The organism is Congregibacter sp., assembly GCF_047617445.1.
Lineage (GTDB): Bacteria > Pseudomonadota > Gammaproteobacteria > Pseudomonadales > Halieaceae > Congregibacter.
Genome location: NZ_JBLGBE010000009.1, coordinates 24,458 through 47,247, shown reverse-complemented (window position 1 = coordinate 47,247; position 22,790 = coordinate 24,458). Strand labels below are relative to the sequence as shown.

General features: G+C 54.7%; 19 protein-coding genes. 8 read left to right on the top strand and 11 right to left on the bottom strand.

Annotated features, from left to right (window positions below; all coding sequences use genetic code 11):
* Positions 1-6 precede the first annotated feature (6 nt).
* The 8 genes from ACI9KD_RS04070 (at position 7) to ACI9KD_RS04035 (ending at position 10,742) form a co-directional block, all read left to right on the top strand.
* Complete coding sequence (locus ACI9KD_RS04070) at positions 7-1,698, top strand: Mur ligase family protein (RefSeq protein WP_414979879.1); 1,692 nt, start codon at positions 7-9, stop codon at positions 1,696-1,698.
* Positions 1,698-2,837: an amidohydrolase family protein gene (locus ACI9KD_RS04065; RefSeq protein WP_414979878.1), complete on the top strand. Its 1,140-nt coding sequence runs from the start codon at positions 1,698-1,700 to the stop codon at positions 2,835-2,837. Before ACI9KD_RS04070 ends, ACI9KD_RS04065 begins: the two co-directional genes overlap by 1 nt.
* 168 nt (positions 2,838-3,005) lie before the next feature.
* A complete protein-coding gene (locus ACI9KD_RS04060) occupies positions 3,006-4,310 on the top strand; it encodes a DEAD/DEAH box helicase (RefSeq protein ID WP_414979877.1) in 1,305 nt (434 codons plus the stop codon).
* A gap of 63 nt (positions 4,311-4,373) precedes the next feature.
* Positions 4,374-5,480 carry an S-(hydroxymethyl)glutathione dehydrogenase/class III alcohol dehydrogenase gene (locus ACI9KD_RS04055; protein WP_414979876.1) on the top strand — a complete coding sequence of 369 codons (1,107 nt, stop codon included), beginning with the start codon at positions 4,374-4,376 and terminating at the stop codon, positions 5,478-5,480.
* A gap of 7 nt (positions 5,481-5,487) precedes the next feature.
* A complete protein-coding gene (fghA, locus tag ACI9KD_RS04050) occupies positions 5,488-6,333 on the top strand; it encodes an S-formylglutathione hydrolase (RefSeq protein WP_414979875.1) in 846 nt (281 codons plus the stop codon).
* Between the two features lie 200 nt (positions 6,334-6,533).
* On the top strand, positions 6,534-7,742 hold the full coding sequence (locus ACI9KD_RS04045) for an acetyl-CoA C-acetyltransferase (RefSeq protein WP_414979874.1): 1,209 nt from the start codon (positions 6,534-6,536) through the stop codon (positions 7,740-7,742).
* Between the two features lie 29 nt (positions 7,743-7,771).
* The gene (locus ACI9KD_RS04040; RefSeq protein ID WP_414979873.1) at positions 7,772-9,919 is read left to right on the top strand and encodes a 3-hydroxyacyl-CoA dehydrogenase NAD-binding domain-containing protein; all 2,148 of its coding nucleotides are present in this window, start codon (positions 7,772-7,774) and stop codon (positions 9,917-9,919) included.
* Positions 9,920-9,971: 52 nt separating this feature from the next.
* Complete coding sequence (locus ACI9KD_RS04035) at positions 9,972-10,742, top strand: SDR family NAD(P)-dependent oxidoreductase (protein WP_414979872.1); 771 nt, start codon at positions 9,972-9,974, stop codon at positions 10,740-10,742.
* On the opposite strand, the gene ACI9KD_RS04030 is transcribed toward ACI9KD_RS04035, so the two are convergent.
* The 11 genes from ACI9KD_RS04030 to ACI9KD_RS03980 form a co-directional block, all read right to left on the bottom strand.
* The gene (locus tag ACI9KD_RS04030; RefSeq protein WP_414979871.1) at positions 10,739-11,308 is read right to left on the bottom strand and encodes a phosphoribosyltransferase; all 570 of its coding nucleotides are present in this window, start codon (positions 11,306-11,308) and stop codon (positions 10,739-10,741) included. The genes ACI9KD_RS04035 and ACI9KD_RS04030 overlap by 4 nt on opposite strands.
* Positions 11,309-11,326: 18 nt before the next feature.
* Positions 11,327-12,625: an NCS2 family permease gene (locus ACI9KD_RS04025; protein ID WP_414979870.1), complete on the bottom strand. Its 1,299-nt coding sequence runs from the start codon at positions 12,623-12,625 to the stop codon at positions 11,327-11,329.
* 3 nt (positions 12,626-12,628) lie between these two features.
* Entirely contained in the window at positions 12,629-13,648 is a 1,020-nt protein-coding gene (locus tag ACI9KD_RS04020) for an adenosine deaminase (protein WP_414979869.1), read from the bottom strand.
* Positions 13,649-13,833: 185 nt separating this feature from the next.
* On the bottom strand, positions 13,834-15,189 hold the full coding sequence (locus ACI9KD_RS04015) for a hypothetical protein (protein WP_414979868.1): 1,356 nt from the start codon (positions 15,187-15,189) through the stop codon (positions 13,834-13,836).
* The gene (locus ACI9KD_RS04010) at positions 15,186-15,860 is read right to left on the bottom strand and encodes a tetratricopeptide repeat protein (RefSeq protein ID WP_414979867.1); all 675 of its coding nucleotides are present in this window, start codon (positions 15,858-15,860) and stop codon (positions 15,186-15,188) included. The genes ACI9KD_RS04015 and ACI9KD_RS04010 overlap by 4 nt, the downstream gene beginning before the upstream one ends.
* Positions 15,854-16,834: a vWA domain-containing protein gene (locus ACI9KD_RS04005; protein ID WP_414979866.1), complete on the bottom strand. Its 981-nt coding sequence runs from the start codon at positions 16,832-16,834 to the stop codon at positions 15,854-15,856. Before ACI9KD_RS04005 ends, ACI9KD_RS04010 begins: the two co-directional genes overlap by 7 nt.
* Positions 16,827-17,819, bottom strand: coding sequence for a vWA domain-containing protein (locus ACI9KD_RS04000; protein WP_414979865.1), 993 nt, complete (start codon positions 17,817-17,819; stop codon positions 16,827-16,829). The genes ACI9KD_RS04005 and ACI9KD_RS04000 overlap by 8 nt, the downstream gene beginning before the upstream one ends.
* Positions 17,812-18,315 carry a DUF4381 domain-containing protein gene (locus tag ACI9KD_RS03995; RefSeq protein WP_414979864.1) on the bottom strand — a complete coding sequence of 168 codons (504 nt, stop codon included), beginning with the start codon at positions 18,313-18,315 and terminating at the stop codon, positions 17,812-17,814. The genes ACI9KD_RS04000 and ACI9KD_RS03995 overlap by 8 nt, the downstream gene beginning before the upstream one ends.
* Positions 18,312-19,259 (bottom strand): DUF58 domain-containing protein, encoded by a 948-nt coding sequence (locus tag ACI9KD_RS03990; protein ID WP_414979863.1) that lies wholly within the window; start codon positions 19,257-19,259, stop codon positions 18,312-18,314. The genes ACI9KD_RS03995 and ACI9KD_RS03990 overlap by 4 nt, the downstream gene beginning before the upstream one ends.
* 10 nt (positions 19,260-19,269) lie before the next feature.
* Positions 19,270-20,244, bottom strand: coding sequence for an AAA family ATPase (locus tag ACI9KD_RS03985; RefSeq protein ID WP_414979862.1), 975 nt, complete (start codon positions 20,242-20,244; stop codon positions 19,270-19,272).
* A 109-nt stretch (positions 20,245-20,353) separates the two neighbouring features.
* On the bottom strand, positions 20,354-22,741 hold the full coding sequence (locus tag ACI9KD_RS03980; protein WP_414979861.1) for a TonB-dependent siderophore receptor: 2,388 nt from the start codon (positions 22,739-22,741) through the stop codon (positions 20,354-20,356).
* Positions 22,742-22,790 lie beyond the last annotated feature (49 nt).

The window sequence follows — 22,790 nt, the reverse complement described above, 5'->3', positions numbered from 1 at the left end:
ATCCTCATGCGCTTGCTCGACTCTCGGCGTCTTACAGGCGCAAACTTTTTACTGCCAGGCCCCGGCGCGGTGCTGGATATCTCGGTCGCAGACAGTGATCGAGCGTTGCTAGTGGCCGCTTGGAGGCGCCACGCGCTACGTTTGCTGGCGGAGCTGGACTGGGAAGATCAGGAGTTAATAGCGAGGCCTTTTTCCGGTGGTGTCAGTCTTGCATTGTCCGGGCCGCTTGATGGCCTCTATACAGCAACAGAGCTTAACGAAACCGCTTATGAAGCGGCGCGAGACTTGATCGAGGGGGGGCAGCGACATCTTCTGGTGCGCGCAGCTCGCTCCTTGCGCGCGGAATATCGCGATGAAGAAAGGCCGAGACTACAGCGGCTATTGGCCGCTGCGACGGAACACTCCACGCCTGTCGTTGTGGACGAAGAATTACTGACCCTGGGTACCGGGCGTCACAGTCAAAGCTGGGATCTTTCTGACTTACCCCATCCGGAGGATGTGCCGTGGCGACGCCTTAAAGCGGTGCCTACGGCGCTCATAACCGGGACGAACGGTAAAACCACCACCGTTCGTCTGCTCGCTTCGATTGCCAAGGCCGCTGGGCGAGTCGCAGGTGTCAGTTCAACAGATTGGCTGGCCATGGGTGAGGAGTTATTGGATCGCGATGACTATGCCGGACCCGGAGGCGCCCGCATTGTGCTGCGCGATCAGCGTTGTGAATTGGCCTTGTTGGAAACAGCCCGGGGAGGATTGTTGCGACGAGGCCTCGCGGTAGAAAGAGCAGATGTTGCAGTGATTACGAATATTGCGGCGGATCATCTGGGTGATTTTGGTGTCGAGACTGTTGAAGATCTCGCGGACGTGAAATGGTCTGTCACCGCGGCACTCGACAAAAAGTCCCGCCTGGTTCTCAACGCAGAGGATCCCTTACTCATGCGCAGAGCACCGGGTTCTCCAGCGCCGCTGTCTCTCTTTTCCTTGTCTCCAACAGCGCCGGCGTTCAAGGCGCATGTGGCGGCTGGCGGCCGGGGCTTTACCTTGCGGCGTGGACGCCTGGAACGCATTGATGGGGCTGCGACTACCGGTTTTCTATCGGTGAAAAAGATGCCCCTGAGCTACGGGGGTGTGGCTAGACACAATATTGCGAATGCTCTGGCTGCGGCAGCAGCAGCTGATGCGCTAGGCATTGAGCTATCAGTAATCGCCAAGGGCTTATGCGCGCTTGGTAATGAGGATAATCCTGGTCGGGCCAATCTGTATACCGTGGAGGGGGCAACCTTCCTCGTAGATTTTGCGCATAACCCTGCAGGGCTTGAAGCGCTCATGCCACTGATTGAGGGCTTGCCGGCCAAGCGCAGAGCCTTGATTACTGGGCAGGCCGGTGATCGTGGTGACGGGGATATTCGCGCCTTTGCCGATGCGTCGTCTGCACTACATTTTGATCGCATATGGATCAAGCGTATGGATGGTCTTGCCCGGGGTCGGGCCAAAGGCGAGGTCGCGGCATTGATGCGTGATGCATTTATTGCTCAGGGCCACGCCGCCAAAAGTATTAGCGTTAGCAAGACAGAGCTGGATTCAACACGCGCGGCTTTGCGCTGGGCAAAGCCGGGTGATTTAGTGGTGTTGCTGTCCCACGAAAAACGCGACAAAACGCGGGAGCTGCTTGAGTCCCGGGTTTCCAAAGGAGTTGTCTGATGTATCTAATAAGCGGAGCTGAATGCTTCGATCCATCGCCGCGGGGACAGGTAGATGTTCTGGTTGCTGGTGGGGAAGTGATTGCCATCGTTGAGCCAGGGACGTTAAACGTTGACGCCGAGCGGATCGATGCCACGGGCAAGATACTTGTGCCGGGCCTTGTGGACGCACTCACCCACCCCTGCGGCGGTGGAGGCGAAGGTGGTTTTGCCAATCGCACGAAAGAGATCGATGTCGAGACCTTTGTTCGAGCTGGCGTCACTGCACCTGTGGGAGCTTTGGGCACGGATTCCATCGGACGCTCTCTGGATGTGTTGTTCGGTAACGTGATGGGCATGCGAGCGCAGGGTCTAAACGCCTTTATGTTGAGCGGTGCCTACCGCGTGCCCGCACCAAGTCTTACGGGAGATATAGCGCGAGATATTTATTTAGTGGGACCTGTTGTAGGTGTAGGCGAGGTGGCGATTGCCGATCACCGCGGTACACAGCCTACCGCGCAGGAATTGCGTCGTCTCGCCGCCGAAACGCAGCTGGGTGGCATTCTTGCCGGGGAAGGGGGCACGGTACTGGTGCACGTAGGTGCCGGCGATTCTCGCCTCGCATTGTTGCGAGAGACTATCGAGGGTAGCGATCTCTCGCCCTCGGTCTTGTATCCCACGCACGTGAACCGGTCTACAGCCTTACTTGATGAGGCCGCCGACTGGGCCCTGCGTGGCGGCTTTGTTGATATTACTGTGTCGACCACCAAGGAACTCATTGCTGCTGGCGATATCACCGCTGAGCAAGCGCTGCGCCGTTTGCTGGAAGCTGGCGCTCCTGCAGAAAAAATCACCATGTCCTCAGACGCAGGCGGGTCCCTGCCGGTCTACGTCAATGGGGAGCTTGTGGGTCTGACCGCGGCTTCACCGGGTTCGCTCCCTGACCTTCTTATTGGTTTGTTGGCTGATAACTCGGACCTTTTCCCGCTGGCGCTTGCGGCAATGACGCGCAACCCTGCTGCGGCATTACGACTCAACACTGGGGGTGAAATACGCGAAGGATGTCGAGCTGATTTACTGCTTTTGGACCCTGCTACTGGCGTAGATTCTGTGATGTCCGGCGGGGACTGGTTGCTTCGCAGCGGCGACTATTTGATTTGAGTGTCATCGACTAATGGGTACTTTGCCTGACCCACTGATTTTTTGTGGGTTTTGGGCTACCATTGTTAGATCGCACCGGCTGACCGTGCGTCAACATCGTCAGCAAAAAATCGTAGGTCTTTTGGGCTCTACGTAATGACCACTCAGTGTGCTGATGGATAGCTGACAATGAACTTTGACACTTTGGGCCTTTCGCCGGACCTAGCGAGAGCGGTTAACGACCGCGGCTATTTAAACCCCACGCCCATACAAATTAAATCGATACCTCTGGTGCTTGACGGTCGAGATGTACTTGCGGCTGCGCAGACGGGCACAGGGAAGACCGCAGCCTTTGTTCTCCCCATTCTTCAGCGTTTAGCCTTCGTAGGTTTAGCTCGGCGGAAGCAGGTTCGCAGCTTGATTCTGACACCAACACGAGAACTAGCGTCCCAGGTGCATGAATCCGTGGAGGCCTACGGCCAATATTTGGATTTGCGCAGTGCGGTAGTGTTTGGCGGGATAAGAGCTGAGCCACAGATCGCAGCCCTCGAGCAGGGGCTGGACACTTTGGTCGCTACCCCGGGCCGACTGTTGGACCTTGCGCAACAGGGTGCTGTGGATTTTAGTGCTCTGGAAGTACTGGTGCTCGACGAAGCAGACCGCATGTTGGATATGGGGTTTATACACGACATCCGGCGAATCGTTGATCAGCTCCCAAAAAACAGACAAACACTCATGTTCTCCGCGACGTTCTCCAAAGAGATACGATCGCTGGCCGCCCAGTATTTAGTGGATCCGGTAAGCGTCGAGGTGGCACAGGCAAACAGTACAACGGAATTGGTTGAACAGATGGCATACCCCGTTGATAGTGATCGTAAGACTGATCTGCTCATCCATCTGCTCAATGACCATCACTGGTCTCAGGTGCTGGTTTTTTGTCGCACCAAGCATGGTGCTAACAGCCTCTCTAAGAAGCTTGTGCAATCTGGGTTTAAAGCCGCGCCTATCCATGGCAATAAAAGCCAGAACGCCAGGCAGCGTGCGCTAGATGAGTTTAAGAGTGGGAAGTTGCAGCTTTTGGTCGCCACTGATATTGCTGCTCGAGGTTTGGATATTGATCAACTGCCAGAAGTAGTGAACTTCGATTTACCGTCAGTTCCAGAAGATTATGTTCACAGAATCGGGCGGACGGGGCGGGCGGGGGCGAGCGGACGCTCTCACTCTTTGCTATCTCCCGAGGACGTACCACTTCTTCAGTGCATTGAACGTCTGATTCGTAAGGCAATTCCCCGAGTACAGGTTGCGGGATTTGAACCCATCGATACGCCGCCGTCGCCAGAAAACAAGGGCGCGATCGCGGGCAGGGGCCTTGAATCAGTGCCGGTGACTCGGCCACAACAACGGCCTCGGCGTCGTCGTGGTGCTGCTGACACCTCACAAGGTGCGCTTAAAAGTAGCTTCGAAGCGCCTAAAAAAACCGGTTCTGTAGGCTAAGTTTTCCCTCCGTTCTATATGTGTTTTACTCTTTGATTATTGATTAATTTCTGGAGTGGCAACATGAAGACACGCGCGGCAGTCGCCCTGGGCGCAGGAAGGCCTCTTGAAGTAATGGAGGTCGATCTCGAAGGTCCTCGAGCAGGAGAAGTGCTGGTCGAGATCAAGGCGACTGGTGTGTGTCACACCGATGCGTTCACCTTGTCGGGGGATGATCCTGAGGGGGCCTTCCCCGCAATCCTTGGGCACGAAGGCGCCGGAGTGGTTGTAGAAACGGGCCCGGGTGTCAAAGGCCTGGTGCCCGGTGACCATGTTATCCCGCTGTATACACCTGAGTGTCGCGAATGCGACTTCTGCTTGAACCCAAAGACAAATCTTTGTCAGGCCATACGCGAAACCCAAGGCCAGGGTGTCATGCCCGACGGTAGCAGTCGCTTTTCTTTGCAGGGCAAACCTTTGCTGCACTACATGGGCTGCTCGACGTTTTCGAACTACACGGTGCTTCCTGAAATTGCTCTGGCAAAAGTTCGTAAAGACGCTCCCTTTGAGAAAATTTGTTACATCGGCTGTGGCGTGACCACCGGCATTGGCGCGGTCGCGTTCACCATGAACGTAGAAGCGGGGGCGACCGTAGCGGTGTTTGGTTTGGGTGGGATCGGACTCAATGTTGTGCAGGGCGCACGGATGGTTGGTGCGTCGCGAATCATTGGGGTTGATCTTAATCCTGATCGCGAAGCTTTAGGTCGTAAGTTCGGCATGACCGACTTCGTAAACCCCAGTGAAGTTGACGATATTGTTGGCCACCTCGTCGAAATCACCGGAGGCGGAGTGGATTACAGTTTTGAATGCATCGGCAACGTCAACGTGATGCGTCAGGCACTGGAGTCTTGTCATAAGGGTTGGGGGCAGAGTTGCATTGTCGGTGTCGCAGGAGCGGGAAAAGAAATCTCTACGCGGCCCTTCCAATTAGTGACTGGACGGAGTTGGCGCGGAACCGCATTTGGTGGCGCTCGAGGCCGAACCGATGTGCCTCGTATTGTTGACTGGTATATGGACGGACGTATCAATATTGATGACTTGATTACCCACACGATGCCTTTAGATGAGATCAACACAGCTTTTGATCTAATGCACTCCGGCGAGAGCATACGCTCCGTCGTGTTGTACTGAGGTCCATATGCAATTAGTTGCGTCGATACGAAGTTTTGCTGGGCAGCAGTTGCGCTTCCAACACCGTTCGGCGGTTCTGAATTGCGAGATGCATTTTTCGCTGTACCTGCCACCACAGGCTAAGAACGGTTCTGTGCCGCTGTTGACTTGGCTGTCAGGTTTGACCTGCACGGATGAGAATTTTGTGCAAAAAGCCTGCGCACAGCGTGCTGCTGCTGAGCACGGTGTGGCGATTCTTGCTCCGGATACCAGTCCCCGGGGAGACGGTGTTGCGGACGATGCAGAGGCGAGCTGGGATATGGGTTTAGGCGCCGGTTTCTATGTCAATGCAACACAGGCGCCTTGGGCGGAGCATTACCGCATGTACGATTATGTACTTGAGGAGCTCCCGACGCTTGTTGACGCTGAGCATCCCGTGGATCTTTCGCGTCACAGTATCTTTGGGCACTCTATGGGCGGGCATGGCGCCTTGACGATTGCCTTGAAGAATCCGCAGCGATACCGCAGCGTGTCGGCGTTTGCGCCAATCTGCGCACCTCTCGAGTGTCCCTGGGGGCATAAAGCGCTCTCGGCTTATTTAGGTGAAGACCGCAGTCGCTGGGCAGAGCACGATAGTTGTAGCCTGGTTCGAGCGGCAACTCAGCACTTACCTATGCTTGTCGATCAAGGTACCGGCGATAGTTTTCTAGAGGAGCAGCTAAAGACGCCGCTGTTACAGTCTGCCTGTACTGAAAGTGGCTATCCTACGACGATACGTATGCAGGATGGCTACGATCACAGTTACTTTTTCATCGCCAGCTTTATGGATGAGCATATCGCCTTCCACGCTAAACATTGCGTGGATACCGAATGACTCTTTCGCTTCTTTAGCTCGTCCAAAGGGCCGCACTTAGGCCGCGTCCGCTAGTGTGATAGCGGGGTTTGTTGGGCGCGTCGCGCTTGCCTCTGAGCGCTGTCATTTACGGTCTATTTTGCTAAATCCCCGGGTCATTGAGTGACCGGCATCGCACCGTCAGTATCCGGGTCCCCAGTTTTCTATCCAAGAGTTTTGCCATGCCTCATTCTGCTTTTATTTACGATGCCCTCCGTACCCCCCGCAGTAAGGGAAAGCCTGGCGGGAGTCTTCATGAGGTTAAGCCTCTTGATCTGGGCGCAGGCCTCTTACGAGCATTGCAGGAACGCCACGATCTGGACACCAGCTACGTCGACGATGTCGTGATGGGTTGTGTGACACCCATCGGTGAGCAGGGTTCGGATATCGCAAAAATGTTGGTACAGAATGCTGATTGGGACGAATCGGTCGCCGGTGTGCAGTTAGACCGTTTTTGTGCCTCAGGCCTTGAAGCCGTCAATATAGCGGCTCAGAAAGTCGCATCAGGCTGGGAAGATCTGGTGGTTGCCGGTGGCATCGAATCTATGTCTCGAGTACCCATGGGTTCTAACGGTGGACCTATGAGTTCTGATCCTGCCTTTGCGGCTAAAACAGGCTTCGTACCCCAGGGTATTGGTGCCGACACTATCGCAACACTGGCGGGCTGGAGTCGAGAAGATGTTGATCGCTTTGCGGTGGAATCTCAGCGTCGCGCCGCTCATGCCAGAGACAATGGCTACTTTGATAAGTCTGTAGTTCCGGTACGGGACGAGTCCGGACTGCTGATTCTCGAAAGAGACGATTTTATTAAGCCCGGCACTACCATCGAGACACTCGGGGGGCTCAATGCTTCCTTTGAGATGATCGGGCAGTTCGGCTTCGATGATGTGATCCTGCGCAAGTATCCGATGCTGGGCCATATTGATCACGTACATACGCCGGGCAACTCATCGGGCATCGTCGATGGCTCCAGTGCGGTACTGATTGGCAGTGAGAAGGCCGGTAAAGATCTGGGCCTGACTCCAAGGGCACGCATTGTCGCTACTGCGGTGCTCGCAACGGACCCCGTGATTATGCTGACAGGGCCCGGTCCTGCGGCCAAAAAGTGCCTTGAAAAGGCGGGTATGAAGAAAGAAGACATCGACCTGTGGGAAATCAATGAGGCTTTTGCGTCTGTGGCCCTGCGATACATGCAGGACCTGGGTATTGATCACGAGGTAACGAATGTTAACGGTGGCGCAATTGCCATGGGACACCCCTTAGGAGCGACCGGAGCGATGCTTGTGAGCATTATGCTCGACGAGCTGGAGCGCCGGGATTTACGACGCGGCATGTTAAGCCTCTGCGTCGGTGGTGGCATGGGTATCTCTACGATCATCGAGCGCGTTTAAGCGTCCATCAGCTCTAAGGATTGAATTTTATGACTATGCACTACGAGAAAGACGCTGACGGCATCGTTACCGTGACCATGGATATGTCCGGGCCCGTCAACGCCATGAACGCAGAGTTCCGAGAGGATTTTGGCGTCATCGTCGACAAGCTTGAGGCAGAGGAAAATTTGAGCGGTGTGGTTATCGCTTCGGCAAAAAAAGTGTTCTTTGCCGGTGGTGACCTGAACGATCTGGTCGCAGTCACTCCCGAGCGCCTGGGCGAGTTCATGGAGGGCATCGTGGCTATGAAAGGGACCATGCGCCGTTTTGAAAAACTGCCAGTGCCCACGGTCGCAGCGATCAATGGCGCTGCACTCGGTGGTGGCTATGAGCTGTGTCTGGTGTGTAAGCACCGCATCGCCTGGAACCACAAGTCGGTACAGCTAGGTCTGCCGGAAGTCACTCTGGGATTGCTTCCCGGGGGTGGCGGTGTTGTTCGTTTGACCAAGCTCCTGGGCTTTGAGAAAGCCGCGCCCTTTTTGCTTGAAGGCAAGCGTGTTCCACCGGTACAGGCCCTCGATGCGGGTATGATTCATGAATTGGTGGCGGATCGAGAGAATCTCGTCGCTAAAGCCAAAGAGTGGATCAACGCCAACAAAGGCAATGCTGATGCGGCGATTCAACCCTATGATCAAAAGGGCTACAAGATTCCTGATGGAGACATTAGCTCACCAAAGATCGTGCAAGCCATTACCGGTGCGACGGCCATGCTCACGCAAAAGACCCGCGGCTTGTTGCCTGCGCCGGCGAAAATTTTGGATGTTGCCGCGCAAGCGTTGCGCCTTGATCTGGATACCGCATTGATGGTCGAGTCCCGCGCTTTGGCGGCGCTGACTATCACGCCGCAAGCCAAGAACATGATTAGCACATTCTTCTTTGGCCTGAATAAGGTTAACGGTGGTGCCAGCAGACCAAAAGATGTGCCTCCTCAGAAGACCGAGAAGCTGGGTGTGCTGGGGGCAGGAATGATGGGGCAGGGGATCGCCTATGTGTCTGCGATGGCAGGCATCGACGTAGTTCTGAAAGATATCAGTGTCGAGGCTGCACAAAAGGGTAAAGCGTATTCCGAGAAGCTGTTGGATAAGCGCGTTGCGCGCGGACGCCTAAGCACTGAGGAGCGCGAGGAAATTCTTGCGCGTATCACGCCCACTGCGACCGATGATGATCTGGCAGGCTGCGATCTAATTATCGAAGCGGTGTTTGAGAACATACAGCTTAAACATCAGATTACGGCGCAACTCGAAGGACAGCTGTGTGACGGCGGTATTTGGGGTTCAAACACCTCTACTTTGCCAATCACACAGCTCGCAGAGGGATCTAAGAATCCTGCCAATTTTGTGGGCATCCACTTCTTTTCTCCCGTAGACAAAATGCCTTTGGTTGAAATTATTGTCGGAGAGAAGACTTCTGATGTGGCCTTGGCTAAGGCCTTCGACTTTACCCAGCAAATCAAGAAAACGCCTATCGTGGTAAACGATTCGCTAGGGTTTTTCACTTCGCGCACCTTTGGCACTTACCTGGATGAAGGCGTGCACCTGCTTCACGAAGGTGTACACCCGGTTCTCATCGATAACATGGGTAAGGGCGTCGGCATGCCTGTAGGTCCTCTTGCTGTGTTTGACGAAGTGAGCATGGAGCTATCTCGCAAGGCCCAGGAAACCTGGAAGGAAATGGGTGTTGTGGACAAGTGGGGTGACGGTACGGTGCTCAGGCAGGTTATCGACACCATGGTGGTCGAGAATGGTCGGGGAGGACGTCATCATGGCGGCGGTTTCTACGAGTACAGTGAGGACGGCAGTAAAGCGATTTGGCCACCGCTCTTTGATCTCTACTACAAGTCTGATATTTGCCTTCCAGAGTCTGACCTCAAAGACCGTTTGTTGTTTCGGCAGGTGATCGAGGCTCTCAAATGTCGCGAGACTGGAGTATTGCGCTCGGACGAGGACGGAAACATAGGCTCTATCATGGGTATCGGCGCACCCGTATGGACCGGTGGTTTGATCCAGTTCGTGGAAACTTACGGCTATGAGCGTTTTGTAAGGCGATGCCGCGAGCTGGAAGCGACCTACGGCGCACGATTCGCGCCGCCGCAGATTGCCATCGAGCGCGCGGCCAGTGCGGAGCAGGAAGCGGCCTAAGCAAGGCCTTCGATTATAAAAGAACAGTAGCTAATCTAGGAGTAGCACAAACATGGATATCAATGGAAAAGTTGCGATCGTTACCGGCGGTGCCTCGGGACTTGGTGAGGCGACGGTTCGTCGCTATCACTCACTCGGCGCCAAGGTGGCGATTTTCGATATGAATGAAGCTCGCGGTACCGCGTTGGTAGAGGAGCTCGGTGATGGAGTGCTGTATCTCCAGGTCAATGTTGCCGATGAAGATCAGGTGGCTGCGGCTGTGACGGCGACGGTTGAAGCCTTCGGTGGCGTACATATCTGTAACAACTATGCAGGTATCGGTGATGCCGCTAAAACGGTCAGTCGTGGCGAGCCTGTGGAGTTGGCGCGCTTCAAAAAAGTCATCGACGTAAACCTCATTGGCACGTTCAATGTCTTGCGGCTTGCCGCTGCTCAGATGGCCAAGCAGGACCCTGTCAACGATGATGGCGCTCGCGGGGTCATTATCAACACGGCATCTGTTGCTGCCTATGAGGGCCAGATTGGCCAAGCCGCCTACAGTGCGTCAAAAGGTGGAATCGTCGGGATGACTTTGCCCATTGCCCGGGATCTTGCTTCTTTGGGTATTCGCGTAAATACCATAGCGCCAGGGCTTATACATACGCCGCTATTCGAGACCTTGCCCAAGGAAGCTTACGATAGCCTGGCGGCTCAGCCAGTGTTTCCGAAACGACTGGGCAAGCCCGATGAGATAGCGCATCTGTCCCAGTACATTGTAGAGAACGATTACACCAACGGTGAAACAATCCGTATGGACGGTGCAATCAGAATGCAGCCTCGTTAACTGGCGCTGCGCATGCGAGTTTCAAGGGTCTTCGCTAGGGGGCCCTTGTTATCGATAATTTCCTGCTGGGTGAGTCCCACGAGTTCATGGGGAAAGACCAGCCAGGCATCGGTTTCGTGAATATAAAAGTCTGGTGTGATGTCGGTGACGTTCTTGGAGGGTTTGTACCAAGGCGTCGCCACCTTCATGTTTTGCGGCATATTGCGTCGACACTTCGCGTTCATTTTGTCGAAGATAGCCTTCACACTGCGACCTGAATCAAACACGTCGTCTACCAGTAATACATCATCATTGGCATTTACATTGTCGATGATGTAATCCAGTCCATGCACCCGAACGGTCTTTTCCTGCTGGTTAATCCCGGTGTAGGACGATGTGCGGATAGCGATGTGGTCGGACTCTACGCCCACATACGCAAGATATTCTTGAATGGCGATGCCCACCGGCGCTCCACCACGCCACACGCCGATAATAAAGTCAGGTCGAAAGCCGCGGGCAAAGATTTGCTCGCCTAGACGAAAGGAATCAAGCAGCAAGTCATTGGCTGAGATATAGACTTTATCCATCTGTGTGTGTGGCCATGCTCAGGAAAGGAAGCCGAACTTTAGCATAAAGATCCCAGCAACCACGTAGACCGCCATGGGGCACCGGCTTGCGTGACCTGAGGCAATTTTAATCAATGCGTAGGTGATGAAACCAAGACCAATGCCGTCGGCGATGGAGTAGCTCAGAGGGACCGCAATCGCGGTAATAATCGCGGGGGCACTCTCCGCTACGTCACCCCATTCCAGATCCTCAAGCGCCCTTGCCATGATGGTCGCCACGAAAAGCAGTGCTGCGCCGGTAGCAAAGCCTGGCACGCTTTGAGCCAGAGGGGCCATAAACAGGCATAGCAGAAACAAGCCCGCTGTCGTTAGTGCAGTCAGTCCTGTGCGCCCCCCGGCTTCAACGCCCGCTGCGCTCTCGATGAAGCTTGTGGTGGAGGATGTACCCAGTAGCGCACCTACGGCCGTGGCACTGGAGTCCGAAAGAAGCGCGCGACGCAGGCGCGGGAGGTGCCCGCGCTCATCGAGCATACCTGCCCGATTTGCTACGCCGACCAAGGTGCCCGCCGTATCGAACACGTCAACCAGCAGTAGGGTGAGGATCACCGTCACCATGGATAGATCAAGCGCGCCTACGATATCCAGTTCCAGAAAAGTAGTCATGGGAGGCGGCATAGACACGAAGCCTTTGAATTCGGCCGCGCCGGTGAGCCAGCCCAGCACAGTGACAACCAGCATACCTATGACCACAGCGCCGACCGTGCGGCGTGCGGAAAGAGCGGCGATTAAAACAAATCCCAGTATCATGAAGATAGCCGGCATTTTCGTCAGGTCGCCCAGGCCCACGATTGTTGCCTCATTGCTGACGATGATGCCGCTTCCGGTTAATGCGATGATGCCGAGAAACAAGCCAATGCCTGCAGAAATCCCCAGCTTGAGTGATCGAGGAATTGCATTGATCAACCATTCCCGTATGGGCAGCACTGACAACAAGATAAAGATCAGTCCGGATACAAATACGGCGCCTAGAGCGCTTTGCCAGGTGTGTCCGAGACCTAATACCACACCGTAGGTAAAGAAAGCGTTTTGCCCCATGCCGGGTGCCTGAGCCACGGGGTAATTCGCATATAGACCCATGATGGCGGTTCCCAGGGCTGCCGCCAGACAAGTGGCGACGAACACCGCCCCAAAGTCCATACCGGCTGCCGACAGAATGCCGGGATTGACCACGGTGATGTAGGCCATGGCGAGGAAGGTCGTTACGCCGGCAAGAACTTCCTGACGTATGCTGCTGTTGTGCTCTGTGAGCCCAAAGAATCGATCAATCGCGGCACGCATGATCTATTGCACCTGCTCGAGACGCGCGAGGTAGTCCGTTTTACGCGCATCGCTCATCCAGCTCACTTCAAAAGCATTTCGGGTCAGCGTCATAAGCTCATCCTTCGAAAAATCCGCATCCTCAACCAGTGCCATGAGATTCTCGTTCATATACGCCCTAAAGTAAGCAGGGTCGTCAGAGTTAATGGTAGCTTTCATGCCCCGGGCGAGCATGTCTCGAATCTCATTAGCGGTGAGACTTTGTACAACGAAACGATTTGAAACGGGACACACGGTCAGGCCTAGGCCACGCCGCGCTATCTCGGTGCATAGGGCGTCGTCTTGCAGTGCATTTACGCCGTGATCAATCCGATCCACGCCGATGAGATCCAGACACTCACCGATGTGTTCGAGAATGTTTTTCTGATTGACGTCGCAGTGCATTGTCAGTTTTAGGCCCAGGTTCCGAGCTCTCGCGAACACATCCGCGAACTTTGCCGGAGGATTGTCTTTTTCGTCCGAATCCAAGCCGACGCCGATAAGCTTATCCAAATGCGGGATGGCCATATCCAAATGCTCTGAAGCGGAGTCTGCGCTCAGGTCCCTAAGAAAACACATGATGAGGTTACTCTCTACGCCCAGAGAGCTTGCCGCATCCTGTTGCGCTCTGAAAATCCCGTTGATGACCGTATCAAATGCGACGCCCCGGCTAGTATGCGCCTGTGGATCAAAGAATGGCTCAACGTACACGACATTTTGAGCAGCGGCACGCTGGAAATAGTGCATGGCGAGTTCGTAGAAATCTTCTTCCGTTCTTAGCACGTTCATAGCGGCGTAGTAGATCGACAGGAATGACGGTAAATCATGAAAATCGTAGGCAGCGACTACTTCCGCGGGAGTTTTGTACTCAAGCTCGATACCGTTGCGCTTGGCAAGACTGAAGATATGTTCGGGTTCCAAAGTGCCTTCAAGGTGTACATGAAGTTCGGCTTTCGGTAATTGTTGGACAAAATCGAGCATGGATTCTTTACCGGGCGCCTGCATGTTTACTCCGTAAAATGTGATTCAGTCTGGATCGATGATCGTGACCACGCATCGCGGTGCCGCGATCAGCTCCAAGAACAGTGCCAAGATAAACGCAAGGAGTATGCCATCGAAATTTCCCTGCTGGTAAATTCGCCGAGTCTCCCCCAAGTATTTGTGAGTAGGGGGCAACAAGCAACGCACGCTCATGAGGACATTGGGTTCAAGCTGAGCGCCCCGGAGACGCTTTTTTCTGTGGAAGACTGAGTTATAGCTCTCCACAGTTCACGAGCATTCCGACGATCAGGGATTGTGTTGCCCTCACCGTACGCATGCTCCAACAGTTGCCGCAAACTGTGCTCCGGGATCTGCGCAGTACCAGTGGCTTGGGTGGTATAGGTTTTGTGGGTCAGCAAAGCGTCGTGGAGTTGTCGCTGCGAACCTGATTTCGTCAGTTGTTCGTAGAGCAGTTGGATGCAGCGGCCACTATTTTTCTGCCGCAATGCCTGCAGATAATTCGCGTAGGAGCGCTTTTGCTGGAACCGCGTGTTGAGCGTTTTGCGAAGTTGTCGAGATAGGGTGGTACTTCGGACAGCCCACAGCAGTATCACTATGAGCAGGGCAACGCCAGATCCGAGGAGAATAGGACTGCTCATTGGTAGCTCTAAGCGCCTCTTTTTAGCCGGCGTTGCGGCCTCTGCCGCAATCACCTCAACGTTTAGCGCTGGTAGCGATAACGTTTCGAGTGTCCCCGTCTCGGTGTTGAACCAGACATAGTCGAGTCCGGGTATCTGATAGCGTCCGGGGGTTTCAAAGGTGACTACTACGCTTTCTTCCCGGGTGCCTGTGAGTGTTCCTCGATGGCTTTCATCAAGAACTGTTGATGGCGCCTCATAAAAGGATAAGCCGGCGATTTCGTCCACATCTGAGGCCTCAATCATCATCCCCGGAGCGTCTTGTGCGACGAAACTTCGTGTCCGAGTGATCGCGTCGCCGGCGATGAAGCTGTCCATTAGCCCTTCCCAGCGCTGTTCTATGGTCAATGAAGGGGTGGCGATCCATGTGCTCACACGCGCAACGCCGGGCGGGGGAATGATCTGAGCCGACGTTCCGTCCAGCAGCAGGTCACCCTCAACAGCCCCATCGGTCGCGGTATTAACCGAGATAAAAACGCGGAGCCCCGGAATAGCTAACAGGCCGGCGTCTTGCGGAAATACTCGAAAACGCCAGCGCTGCACGCTCCAGGTCTCGCCCTCAATTCTCCGTGATGAGTTGTCGGCAAAAGTCGATACAGGGCGGACCACAGCCCCCGGGATGCGCAGGTCTCTAACCTGAGTTCCCCGGCTGAACCAGCGGGCCGTAGCAATCTCAACGGAGAGGAAGAATGGGGCACGTTGATAAAGCTCGCCCTGGGTCTCAATACCCACGCTTGCTCGAAGTTGATTGTCGGCTACTAACTCCCGCAGATTTGTTGCCGCATTAACTACGCTCGAAACACACATCGTCGCCGGGAGAATAACGAGAAGTAATGACCTTGAAACAATACCCGGGGTCATCCTCATTCGATGCCTCCCTCTCTGCGACGCAACTGCATATCAAACTTGGTGCTCAAAAACTCCGAGGGGTTTCTTTGTACCTGCCGGAGCCACATTTCAGTGAGTGCGGGATCCTCGAGTAATTGCTCCGCGGTCAGTTGTTCCCTTTCTACTGTGGTCAGTCTTTCGTCACCTTCTGAGGATCGAGGCCCGTTATCATCGTCAGAACTCAGCTCACCGGATTCAGAAACCTGACTCTCTGACAGTTCGCGATTGGCATCAATGAGTGCCTGAATAATAGGGATGTTCACTGGCGGCGCAGGATGCTGTGGATAACGCTCTGCCAGCTCCTTGTAAGCATCTCGCGCATCTAGGTACTCTCGGGACTGAGCAAGGGCATTTGCCCGTGCCAGCAAGGATTCCGCATCCTGGTACTGCGAGAAGTACTGCGCGGCGGCGGAAAAGTCCTGAGCTGCATACAAACTCATGCCGCGCCACCGCGGATTTTCAAAACGTCGAGCGGCGCGTTCATAATCTCCGTAGCTAAACCACAAACGACCCTGCTGGTCGGGTGTCAGCCACAAGTTAAGGAACCCCTGAGGATTAGCTACAGCCCATGCTATGCAAAGCCCCATCAATAACAGCAGCATGCTATGAGTACGAATCGTCACGCGTAGGCTGGTGATCCAATTCACCATCTCAGCACCCATCCGGTGCGAAACCACAGCAGAAAAAACAACATGATGAGAGGCAGTAGATAAATGCCGCCATCAAGCCAGGGTCGGGCGCTGTCCTCGCTGAGTCGATAATGACGGTTGATCCGTCTAAGTAGATTCCGAAGGTCATCATCGTCGACGCTGACCCGTTCATAGTGACCGTTAGCGGCTTTGCTGATGTTACGAAGTTGGGCTTCTTGCAGGGGTTGCGCCCGGGCGTTCAAGCCGCGCGCCGTATCTTGATCCAATTGTTCTTGAGTCTTGCCCATTCCCCAAACCAACAACTGGGTGTCATTCTGCTTCGCCCAGTCGGCAAACACCGCAGCGGATTGGTCGCTGGCACCGTCACTGACGATCAGCAGGCTACCGCCGTTGCCTCGGGCGGCAAGCAAGGTGTCTGCAATCGGAAGCACGCTCTCTGGTGCCTTTCCCCGGCGCGGAAGCATGCCGACAGACAAGGCATCCAGATAGTGCAGCAACATATTGGAGTCATTGCTCAAAGGCAGCACTGTGTGTGCTGTACCAGAGTAGGCAACTAGTGCCGTGTAGGCATCGCCTCGGGCTTCAGCGAGTTTTAGGATTTTGTCCCGAGCACGTTGCAAACGACTGGGCTGCAGATCCGACTCGTTCATAGAAGCAGAGAGATCAATCGCGATAATTAGGGTGGCGGAGTCCTGAGCAAAAGGCGAGTCACCTCTCTCCCAACTTGGGCCCGCCACGGCTATGGCGAGAAGGGGCCCTAGAATGATCGAAACCCACAGTGGAGAAAACAGTCGGCGCTGACTCCCGGGAACAATCATTGAGGGCAGTAAATGGGCCGCGATAACAGGCTCCCACTGTCGGCCCAGATCACTGCGACGCCATTGCAGCACACTAAGGATCGCGAAGGGGACAACGAGGAACAGCCAGTACGGTCTCAGAAAGTGAAACTGCAATAGTACAGACCAATCAAACATGGACAGACTTCAGGCGACGCCAGCCCAGTAATGCGAAGAGTGGCAGGGCAATCAAGTATAAAGCCGCAAAAATCCCGAGGGGAACATGAAACAAACTGCTCCTGGGACGATAGGACAGGGAGTCATACTGCGCGGGCTCAAGTCGATTGATTTCGGCGTAGGCTTCTTGAAGCGCATTTTTATCCAGTGCCTTGAAGCTGGCGCCATTTGTACTCGCTGCTATGGCATCGAGTGTTTCAAGATCCAGGGCTTCTTCACCGATGGTTGAGGGGTCGCCCACGGCAACGGTGTAGATAGTGACCTCGTTTGCCGCGGCGATACTGGCGGCATCGATAGGCGGTACCCGAGAGCCTGTGTCATTCCCATCAGTGAGGACAATTAACACGCGGTTTTTAGTTTCGGACGCCTGGAAAAGCGATATCGACAGCCCTATGGCGTCGCCTAAAGCAGTGCTTTGCCCGGCCATGGCGACCTCGCTCTCTTCCAGTAGCGTAAGCCAGGTGGCTATGTCGTCGGTGAACGGAGCCTGTAAATAGGCCGCATTTCCAAAGACAATCAAGCCAAGACGATCTCCATCGCGCTGTGCTGCAAAGTCTTGAAGGACTTGCTTGGCGGCGGTGAGTCGATTCATTTGTTGTCCGTTCTCGTCACTGAAGTCTCGGGCATCCATAGAGCCAGAGAGATCCAGCGCTAGCATTAGATCCCTGGCGGATTTTTCTACGCTAATAGGTTCACCGACCCATTCGGGACGCGCGGCGGCTATGACTAAAAGACACCAACCCACGACGCTGATGACGCCCTGTATGCGCCGACGGCGGAGAACACTGGCACCCGAGCGAGGGGTCTCGCCACTGAGAAGCACCAAGCGCTGAAAATAGGGGACTTGCAGGGAGTCCTGACTCTCCCGGTGGGGGGGGGTAAGCCAGCGCACCAGTAGAGGTAAGGCTAAGAGTGCGAATGCCCAGGGTAAAGTGAATTCAAGCATCGGGAAGTTCGTGAAGCGCGATCCAGTGCCGCAGTTCTGTAAACAGTGAGTCGAGCCCAGGGCTCCCGTCGCTTAGCGGACGGTAAGCGAGGGCCTCCAGTTGGGGTATCGGAAGCGGCGGTAGTTTAGGTGCCATGTCCTGTAAGGCCTGCTGCCAGGCTTGTCCGCTAACACTGGCAAGTTCCTCACGCTGTCCCGTTGCGTGAAGCGCCGTAGCTCGCAGAAGAGGCGCTAGCTCTCTAAGGCATTCTCGATCGCCCCCTTGATAGTCGGTTTCAAGTTTGTCGAGAGCAGTCTGGGCGTCGCGACGATAGCGATTACGAAGATGCTGCTGCCAGCGTTTCCAGATGACATAGATGACGCTGCACCCGAGAAGCCCGAGCAGAATCCACCATCCCGGCGTGGCGGGTCGCAGGGATACCTGCTCTGGAATGGAGGTTTCTATGATGCCGCGAATGGCGTAATTGCCCCATCCGGGACCAAAGATTTCGGTCATGGTCCTGAACCAAGGGCTTTGAGTAACTGGTTCACGGGATCTTCCGCTGCGTTGACCGCAATCCGTGGCAAACCGTAGCGGCGCAGAACTTTATGCATATGCTCCACATGCTCGTTGTAGCTCGCGCGAAAACGCTCGTCCAAACGTGCGCGATTACCGGACACGGCTATCTGCATTTCTCCATCGGAGACGATGAGCTCGTCCAAGCGAGGAAGTTCAATCTCTGCAGGATCAAAGATGTTGATGACAATGACATCGTTATGCATGCTCATCTGCTTGAGTAATTCGTCGCTGCGATCATCCCAGCCAAAGCCATCACCAATGTAAATGACCAGTGCGTCGTGTGAGAGCCGACGAGCCAGATTGTCCATGGCAACGTTGAGCTGCTGCGCTTTTGATGGTTGACCTGCCGCGAGCGCGGCATTGGTCTTTACCAGTCGCGAGAGCATATCGACCACGCTGTCCCTGCTGCGTCTGGGAGGTATGGTGTAGCAGTCATGGTCATCAAAAATAAGGCCACCTAATCGATCGCCAGAGGACAGCACCCTCCAGGCCGCTAGGGCGGCGACTTCAGCCGCGACGACAGACTTCATGGCGTTCTGGCTGCCGAAGAACATGCTCACACGCTGATCGACAAGCAAGTGAACGCGGCGCTCACGCTCTTCGGTGTAGACGCGCACATGGGGTTTGCCAGTGCGATTAGTGACCTTCCAGTCCATGCTGCGAATATCATCACCAGGCTGGTAGTGTCTAAGTTCTTCAAAGTTAAGTCCCCGGCCCCGAAGGCGAGAACCGTGTCTGCCTGTAAGAATACTTTGCACGGGTTGGCGTGGCAGAAATGAAAATCCTCTAGCCTTAAACTCCAGTGCACGCAGATGCGCAAGGCTTACGGCAATGCGATTGTCATCGGCCGTTTTCTGTTTTTTGCGCGAGAGCCAGGGCATGTTATCTGCCTCAGGCAGCAGCCACCTGACGGAGTAGTTCGTCGATAACCGTATGACTATCGACGGACTCGGCGAGGGCGTCATAGCTGAGTATCATCCTGTGACACAGCACTGAATGCGCGACAGCGCGAACGTCTTCAGGATCTACATAGTCCCGGCCCCTTAACCAGGCGTTAGCCCTGGCGCACTTGTCCAGGGCGATACTGGCCCGGGGGCTGGAGCCCACGCGAATCCAGTCTTTGAGGCGCGACTCGGGGTAGCGAGCGGGATCACGCGTCGCCATTACCAAGGCAACAATGTACTTGTCGATATTGGGCGAGACGCTGATCGCCGACATCGCCTTGCGGGCTTCAAAGACGAGTTCCTGTGAAAGTCGTGGCTCTTCGATCTGTGAGTCAGTGTTTTCTTCGCCGCGCACCAGACGAATAATGGCTTCCTCAGCACTGTCATCCGGGTAGTCCACGGTGATTTTCATGATGAAACGATCCATCTGTGCTTCTGGCAGTGGATAGGTGCCTTCCTGTTCGATGGGGTTCTGGGTGGCCAGGACCATAAACAGTGGGGGCAGGGCATAGCTTTTGCCCGCGACTGTGACTGTGCGCTCTTCCATGGCCTCTAACAGGGCGGCCTGTACTTTGGCCGGAGCCCGGTTGATTTCATCAGCGAGAACGACGTTATTGAAAATCGGGCCTTGTTGAAAGCGCAGTTCCTGGCGGCCTTCAAATTCCTGGTAAATCTCTGTCCCGGTCACATCAGAGGGCAACAGATCGGGGGTAAATTGGATACGTCCCAGGCTCGCGTCGAGCACTCGTGCCAAGGTTCTTACCGAGCGGGTTTTTGCTGTTCCTGGCAAACCTTCAAGAAGTACGTTGCCGTTGGTGAGCAGCGCAATGATTAGCGTTCGAACAACGGACTCTTGTCCGATCACGGCTCGATTGATGGCAGCATCGAGTTGCGCAAAAGCCTTATGTAGATCACTGCTCATGAAGTGTGTCCGGCATGAATGAGATCGCTAGTTTCACAGACCAGCGAGACAAAAAAAAGCCCTCCGAAGAGGGCTTATTTCTGAGGCCATTAGGCGCTCGATACTGCCATCAGAACTTGTAGGCCACGCGCGCCTGGAAGTTCCGGGTAAGCTCCGGCAAAACGATCTGTGAGCCGAAGAGATCCGGGAAGTTGGATCGGAAGTACCTTTCATCGGTCAGGTTTTTCGCATTCAGCTGGAAGGTCCAGGACTCTGTTTCGTATACGATGCCAGCGTTGAGCAGCGTATAAGATGGGAGTATGACGGCCCCGGAAGATCCTGATGCAGTTTCCTCGACACTAATGACGCTGCCGCTGATCGCGAGGTTGTCATTAAAGGAATAAGTCCCCGTCAGTGTGTAAATATTCTCCGGAATACCGGCTCTGCGTCCATCTGGCGACGTCGGAATACCAATGATTTGACCACCGAACACCAGTGTAGGATCGATCTGCGGGATATCATCCGCACCGTAGAAACCGAACTGGCCGCCGTTTACTTCGGCCTCAACAATGATGACCTCCATGTTGGTCCAGCCACCGGTAACCACGAGATCCTGGTTTACTACCCAGCGCAATTCCGCTTCGATACCTTCGGTACGACTGGTTGGGTTAGTTACGATCGCCTGGGCGTTAAAGTCGACACGCTCCTGCTCGTAGTAGTTAACCGCGAAGTACAGTGAGTCGTCCAGGAAGCTGCCCTTTAGGCCGACTTCCCAGAGATCCGAGGTATCGGTCCAGGATCCGCTGGCCACCTGAGCGGTGGGAAGATCGCCCACTTGGCCTGCAATCAGCGTCGCTTGCTCGGCGATGGTGAAGTACGGAGTCAGACCAAACTCAGTCGTCCAGTTGATACTCGCAGACCAGGACAGCAGGTCTTCGGAATCCGAAGCCTCGGGAATAGCCCCATCCGGGAAGAGCAGCAGCTCAACTGGAGTGGTCACGTCGGCTTCCACGTAATCCTGACGTATGCCCAAAGTTACAGCTATGCCGTTATCGAAGCTGAAGTCGCCCAAGAAGGCGAGGCCATACATAGTGTAGTCACCGCTCTGGTATTCAGAGTAGTCAGCGTTGATCTGCGTCGCCAGTAATCGTGTGTCCAGCGAAGGATCGCGTTCTGCATTCGACTGGCTGAGGTCCCGACGATCAAAGTATTCGTTAATGAAATCCTGCCCACGCAAAAAATCGGTATAACGAATAGACGGAGATAGCTGGAAATTCGCCGTCATGGAGCCGAAGTCTTTTTCAAAGGCAAAGACCAATTTATCTTCGATGACATCCACTTCACCGAACTGAGCAAAGCCGTAGGCGTTCTCGTTGATGTTGTCGATTGTCTCGTAAAACAGCTGATTGGTAATACTAAAGCCATTATCGGTTTCGTAAACGAAATCGAGGTACAGCGTGAGGACCTGATTATCCAAGGTGTCGTTGGGATCTACCAGAACATTGCTTTCGTCCAGCTGGGTGGTGCCCGGGTTTACCAGTGCCATGGCGGGGTTGAGGCTGTCGTTGCCGACAAACTCGGGACGAAACACGAAATTAGACAAAGGGGGCGTGCCATCAGAGCCAACAGAGTTGTATTCCTGATGCGAGATTTTGCCGTCTCCGTCAAAGTCGAGAGGGCTTGCAGTACCAGTAATATAGGTACCGTTATCGATTAGATCCTGTGTGAGTCGGTTCCAACCCGCCACCTGATTACCGTCAAAGTCGTGATACATACCACCAAACTTTATGAGCAGGTTGTCGTTGATATCGACGTCAAACGAGGCCTGGACAATATTCTGCTTGGTTTCGCTATTGTCGTAGAAGCTCTCCGAGTCCTCGAGCTCTCCATAGATGTAGTAGCCCATACGATCGTTGATGGGGCCGCCTACCTCTGCGGTCACGACGTTGCGGTTCCAGCTGCCGGTCTCGTAAGAGAGTGCCCCGGTAGTCTCGGTGAGGTAGTCCCCGGATTCGGCACGCGCCGACTTGGGGTTGAAGTTCAGATAGCCGCCGATTTTAGAGGGACCGTAAATAGGTGATGCCGGGCCGCGCACGATGTCGATGCGGTCTGACGCGCCAATAGGCGTGGGATAGTTGCCCGGGTTGTCGATGCGACGTACACCGCGGAAATAGGTTTCACCGGCCGTTCCCCGCACGTCCAGTGATCCGGCTACTCCAAAGAAAGACTGGGTAAAGGTGCCTGGCGCAAACGCCACCAATTCATCGATGTCTGTGATATTGAAGCGGTCGAGCTGCTCAGAACTGATTGTCGATGCCGAACGTGGTGTCTCCAGTAGCGACTTACCAAAGCCAAAGATTTGTACATCTTCGCCGGGCAGTGATCCGAGCGATCCGGTGACAACGATTTCTTCCATCGCCAACGCTGGGTCATCTTGCGCTTGTGCCAATGGCATGGATGCAAGTATTGCCGCGATGGAGGCTGCCAGTGGCAGCCGACGGGTGGGGAATTGCTTCATGACTTCTCCTCAAAATACATGATGCTGTCTCGCGGCATGGGCTGCGGGA

Excerpts from the sequence above, each read along its gene's own strand:
- ACI9KD_RS04070 (WP_414979879.1), top strand. The coding sequence starts at position 7 with ATGCGCTTGCTCGACTCTCGGCGTCTTACAGGCGCAAACTTTTTACTG.
- ACI9KD_RS04065 (WP_414979878.1), top strand. The coding sequence starts at position 1,698 with ATGTATCTAATAAGCGGAGCTGAATGCTTCGATCCATCGCCGCGGGGA.
- ACI9KD_RS04060 (WP_414979877.1), top strand. The coding sequence starts at position 3,006 with ATGAACTTTGACACTTTGGGCCTTTCGCCGGACCTAGCGAGAGCGGTT.
- ACI9KD_RS04055 (WP_414979876.1), top strand. The coding sequence starts at position 4,374 with ATGAAGACACGCGCGGCAGTCGCCCTGGGCGCAGGAAGGCCTCTTGAA.
- fghA (WP_414979875.1), top strand. The coding sequence starts at position 5,488 with ATGCAATTAGTTGCGTCGATACGAAGTTTTGCTGGGCAGCAGTTGCGC.
- ACI9KD_RS04045 (WP_414979874.1), top strand. The coding sequence starts at position 6,534 with ATGCCTCATTCTGCTTTTATTTACGATGCCCTCCGTACCCCCCGCAGT.
- ACI9KD_RS04040 (WP_414979873.1), top strand. The coding sequence starts at position 7,772 with ATGACTATGCACTACGAGAAAGACGCTGACGGCATCGTTACCGTGACC.
- ACI9KD_RS04035 (WP_414979872.1), top strand. The coding sequence starts at position 9,972 with ATGGATATCAATGGAAAAGTTGCGATCGTTACCGGCGGTGCCTCGGGA.
- ACI9KD_RS04030 (WP_414979871.1), bottom strand. The coding sequence starts at position 11,308 with ATGGATAAAGTCTATATCTCAGCCAATGACTTGCTGCTTGATTCCTTT.
- ACI9KD_RS04025 (WP_414979870.1), bottom strand. The coding sequence starts at position 12,625 with ATGCGTGCCGCGATTGATCGATTCTTTGGGCTCACAGAGCACAACAGC.
- ACI9KD_RS04020 (WP_414979869.1), bottom strand. The coding sequence starts at position 13,648 with ATGCAGGCGCCCGGTAAAGAATCCATGCTCGATTTTGTCCAACAATTA.
- ACI9KD_RS04015 (WP_414979868.1), bottom strand. The coding sequence starts at position 15,189 with ATGAGGATGACCCCGGGTATTGTTTCAAGGTCATTACTTCTCGTTATT.
- ACI9KD_RS04010 (WP_414979867.1), bottom strand. The coding sequence starts at position 15,860 with ATGGTGAATTGGATCACCAGCCTACGCGTGACGATTCGTACTCATAGC.
- ACI9KD_RS04005 (WP_414979866.1), bottom strand. The coding sequence starts at position 16,834 with ATGTTTGATTGGTCTGTACTATTGCAGTTTCACTTTCTGAGACCGTAC.
- ACI9KD_RS04000 (WP_414979865.1), bottom strand. The coding sequence starts at position 17,819 with ATGCTTGAATTCACTTTACCCTGGGCATTCGCACTCTTAGCCTTACCT.
- ACI9KD_RS03995 (WP_414979864.1), bottom strand. The coding sequence starts at position 18,315 with ATGACCGAAATCTTTGGTCCCGGATGGGGCAATTACGCCATTCGCGGC.
- ACI9KD_RS03990 (WP_414979863.1), bottom strand. The coding sequence starts at position 19,259 with ATGCCCTGGCTCTCGCGCAAAAAACAGAAAACGGCCGATGACAATCGC.
- ACI9KD_RS03985 (WP_414979862.1), bottom strand. The coding sequence starts at position 20,244 with ATGAGCAGTGATCTACATAAGGCTTTTGCGCAACTCGATGCTGCCATC.
- ACI9KD_RS03980 (WP_414979861.1), bottom strand. The coding sequence starts at position 22,741 with ATGAAGCAATTCCCCACCCGTCGGCTGCCACTGGCAGCCTCCATCGCG.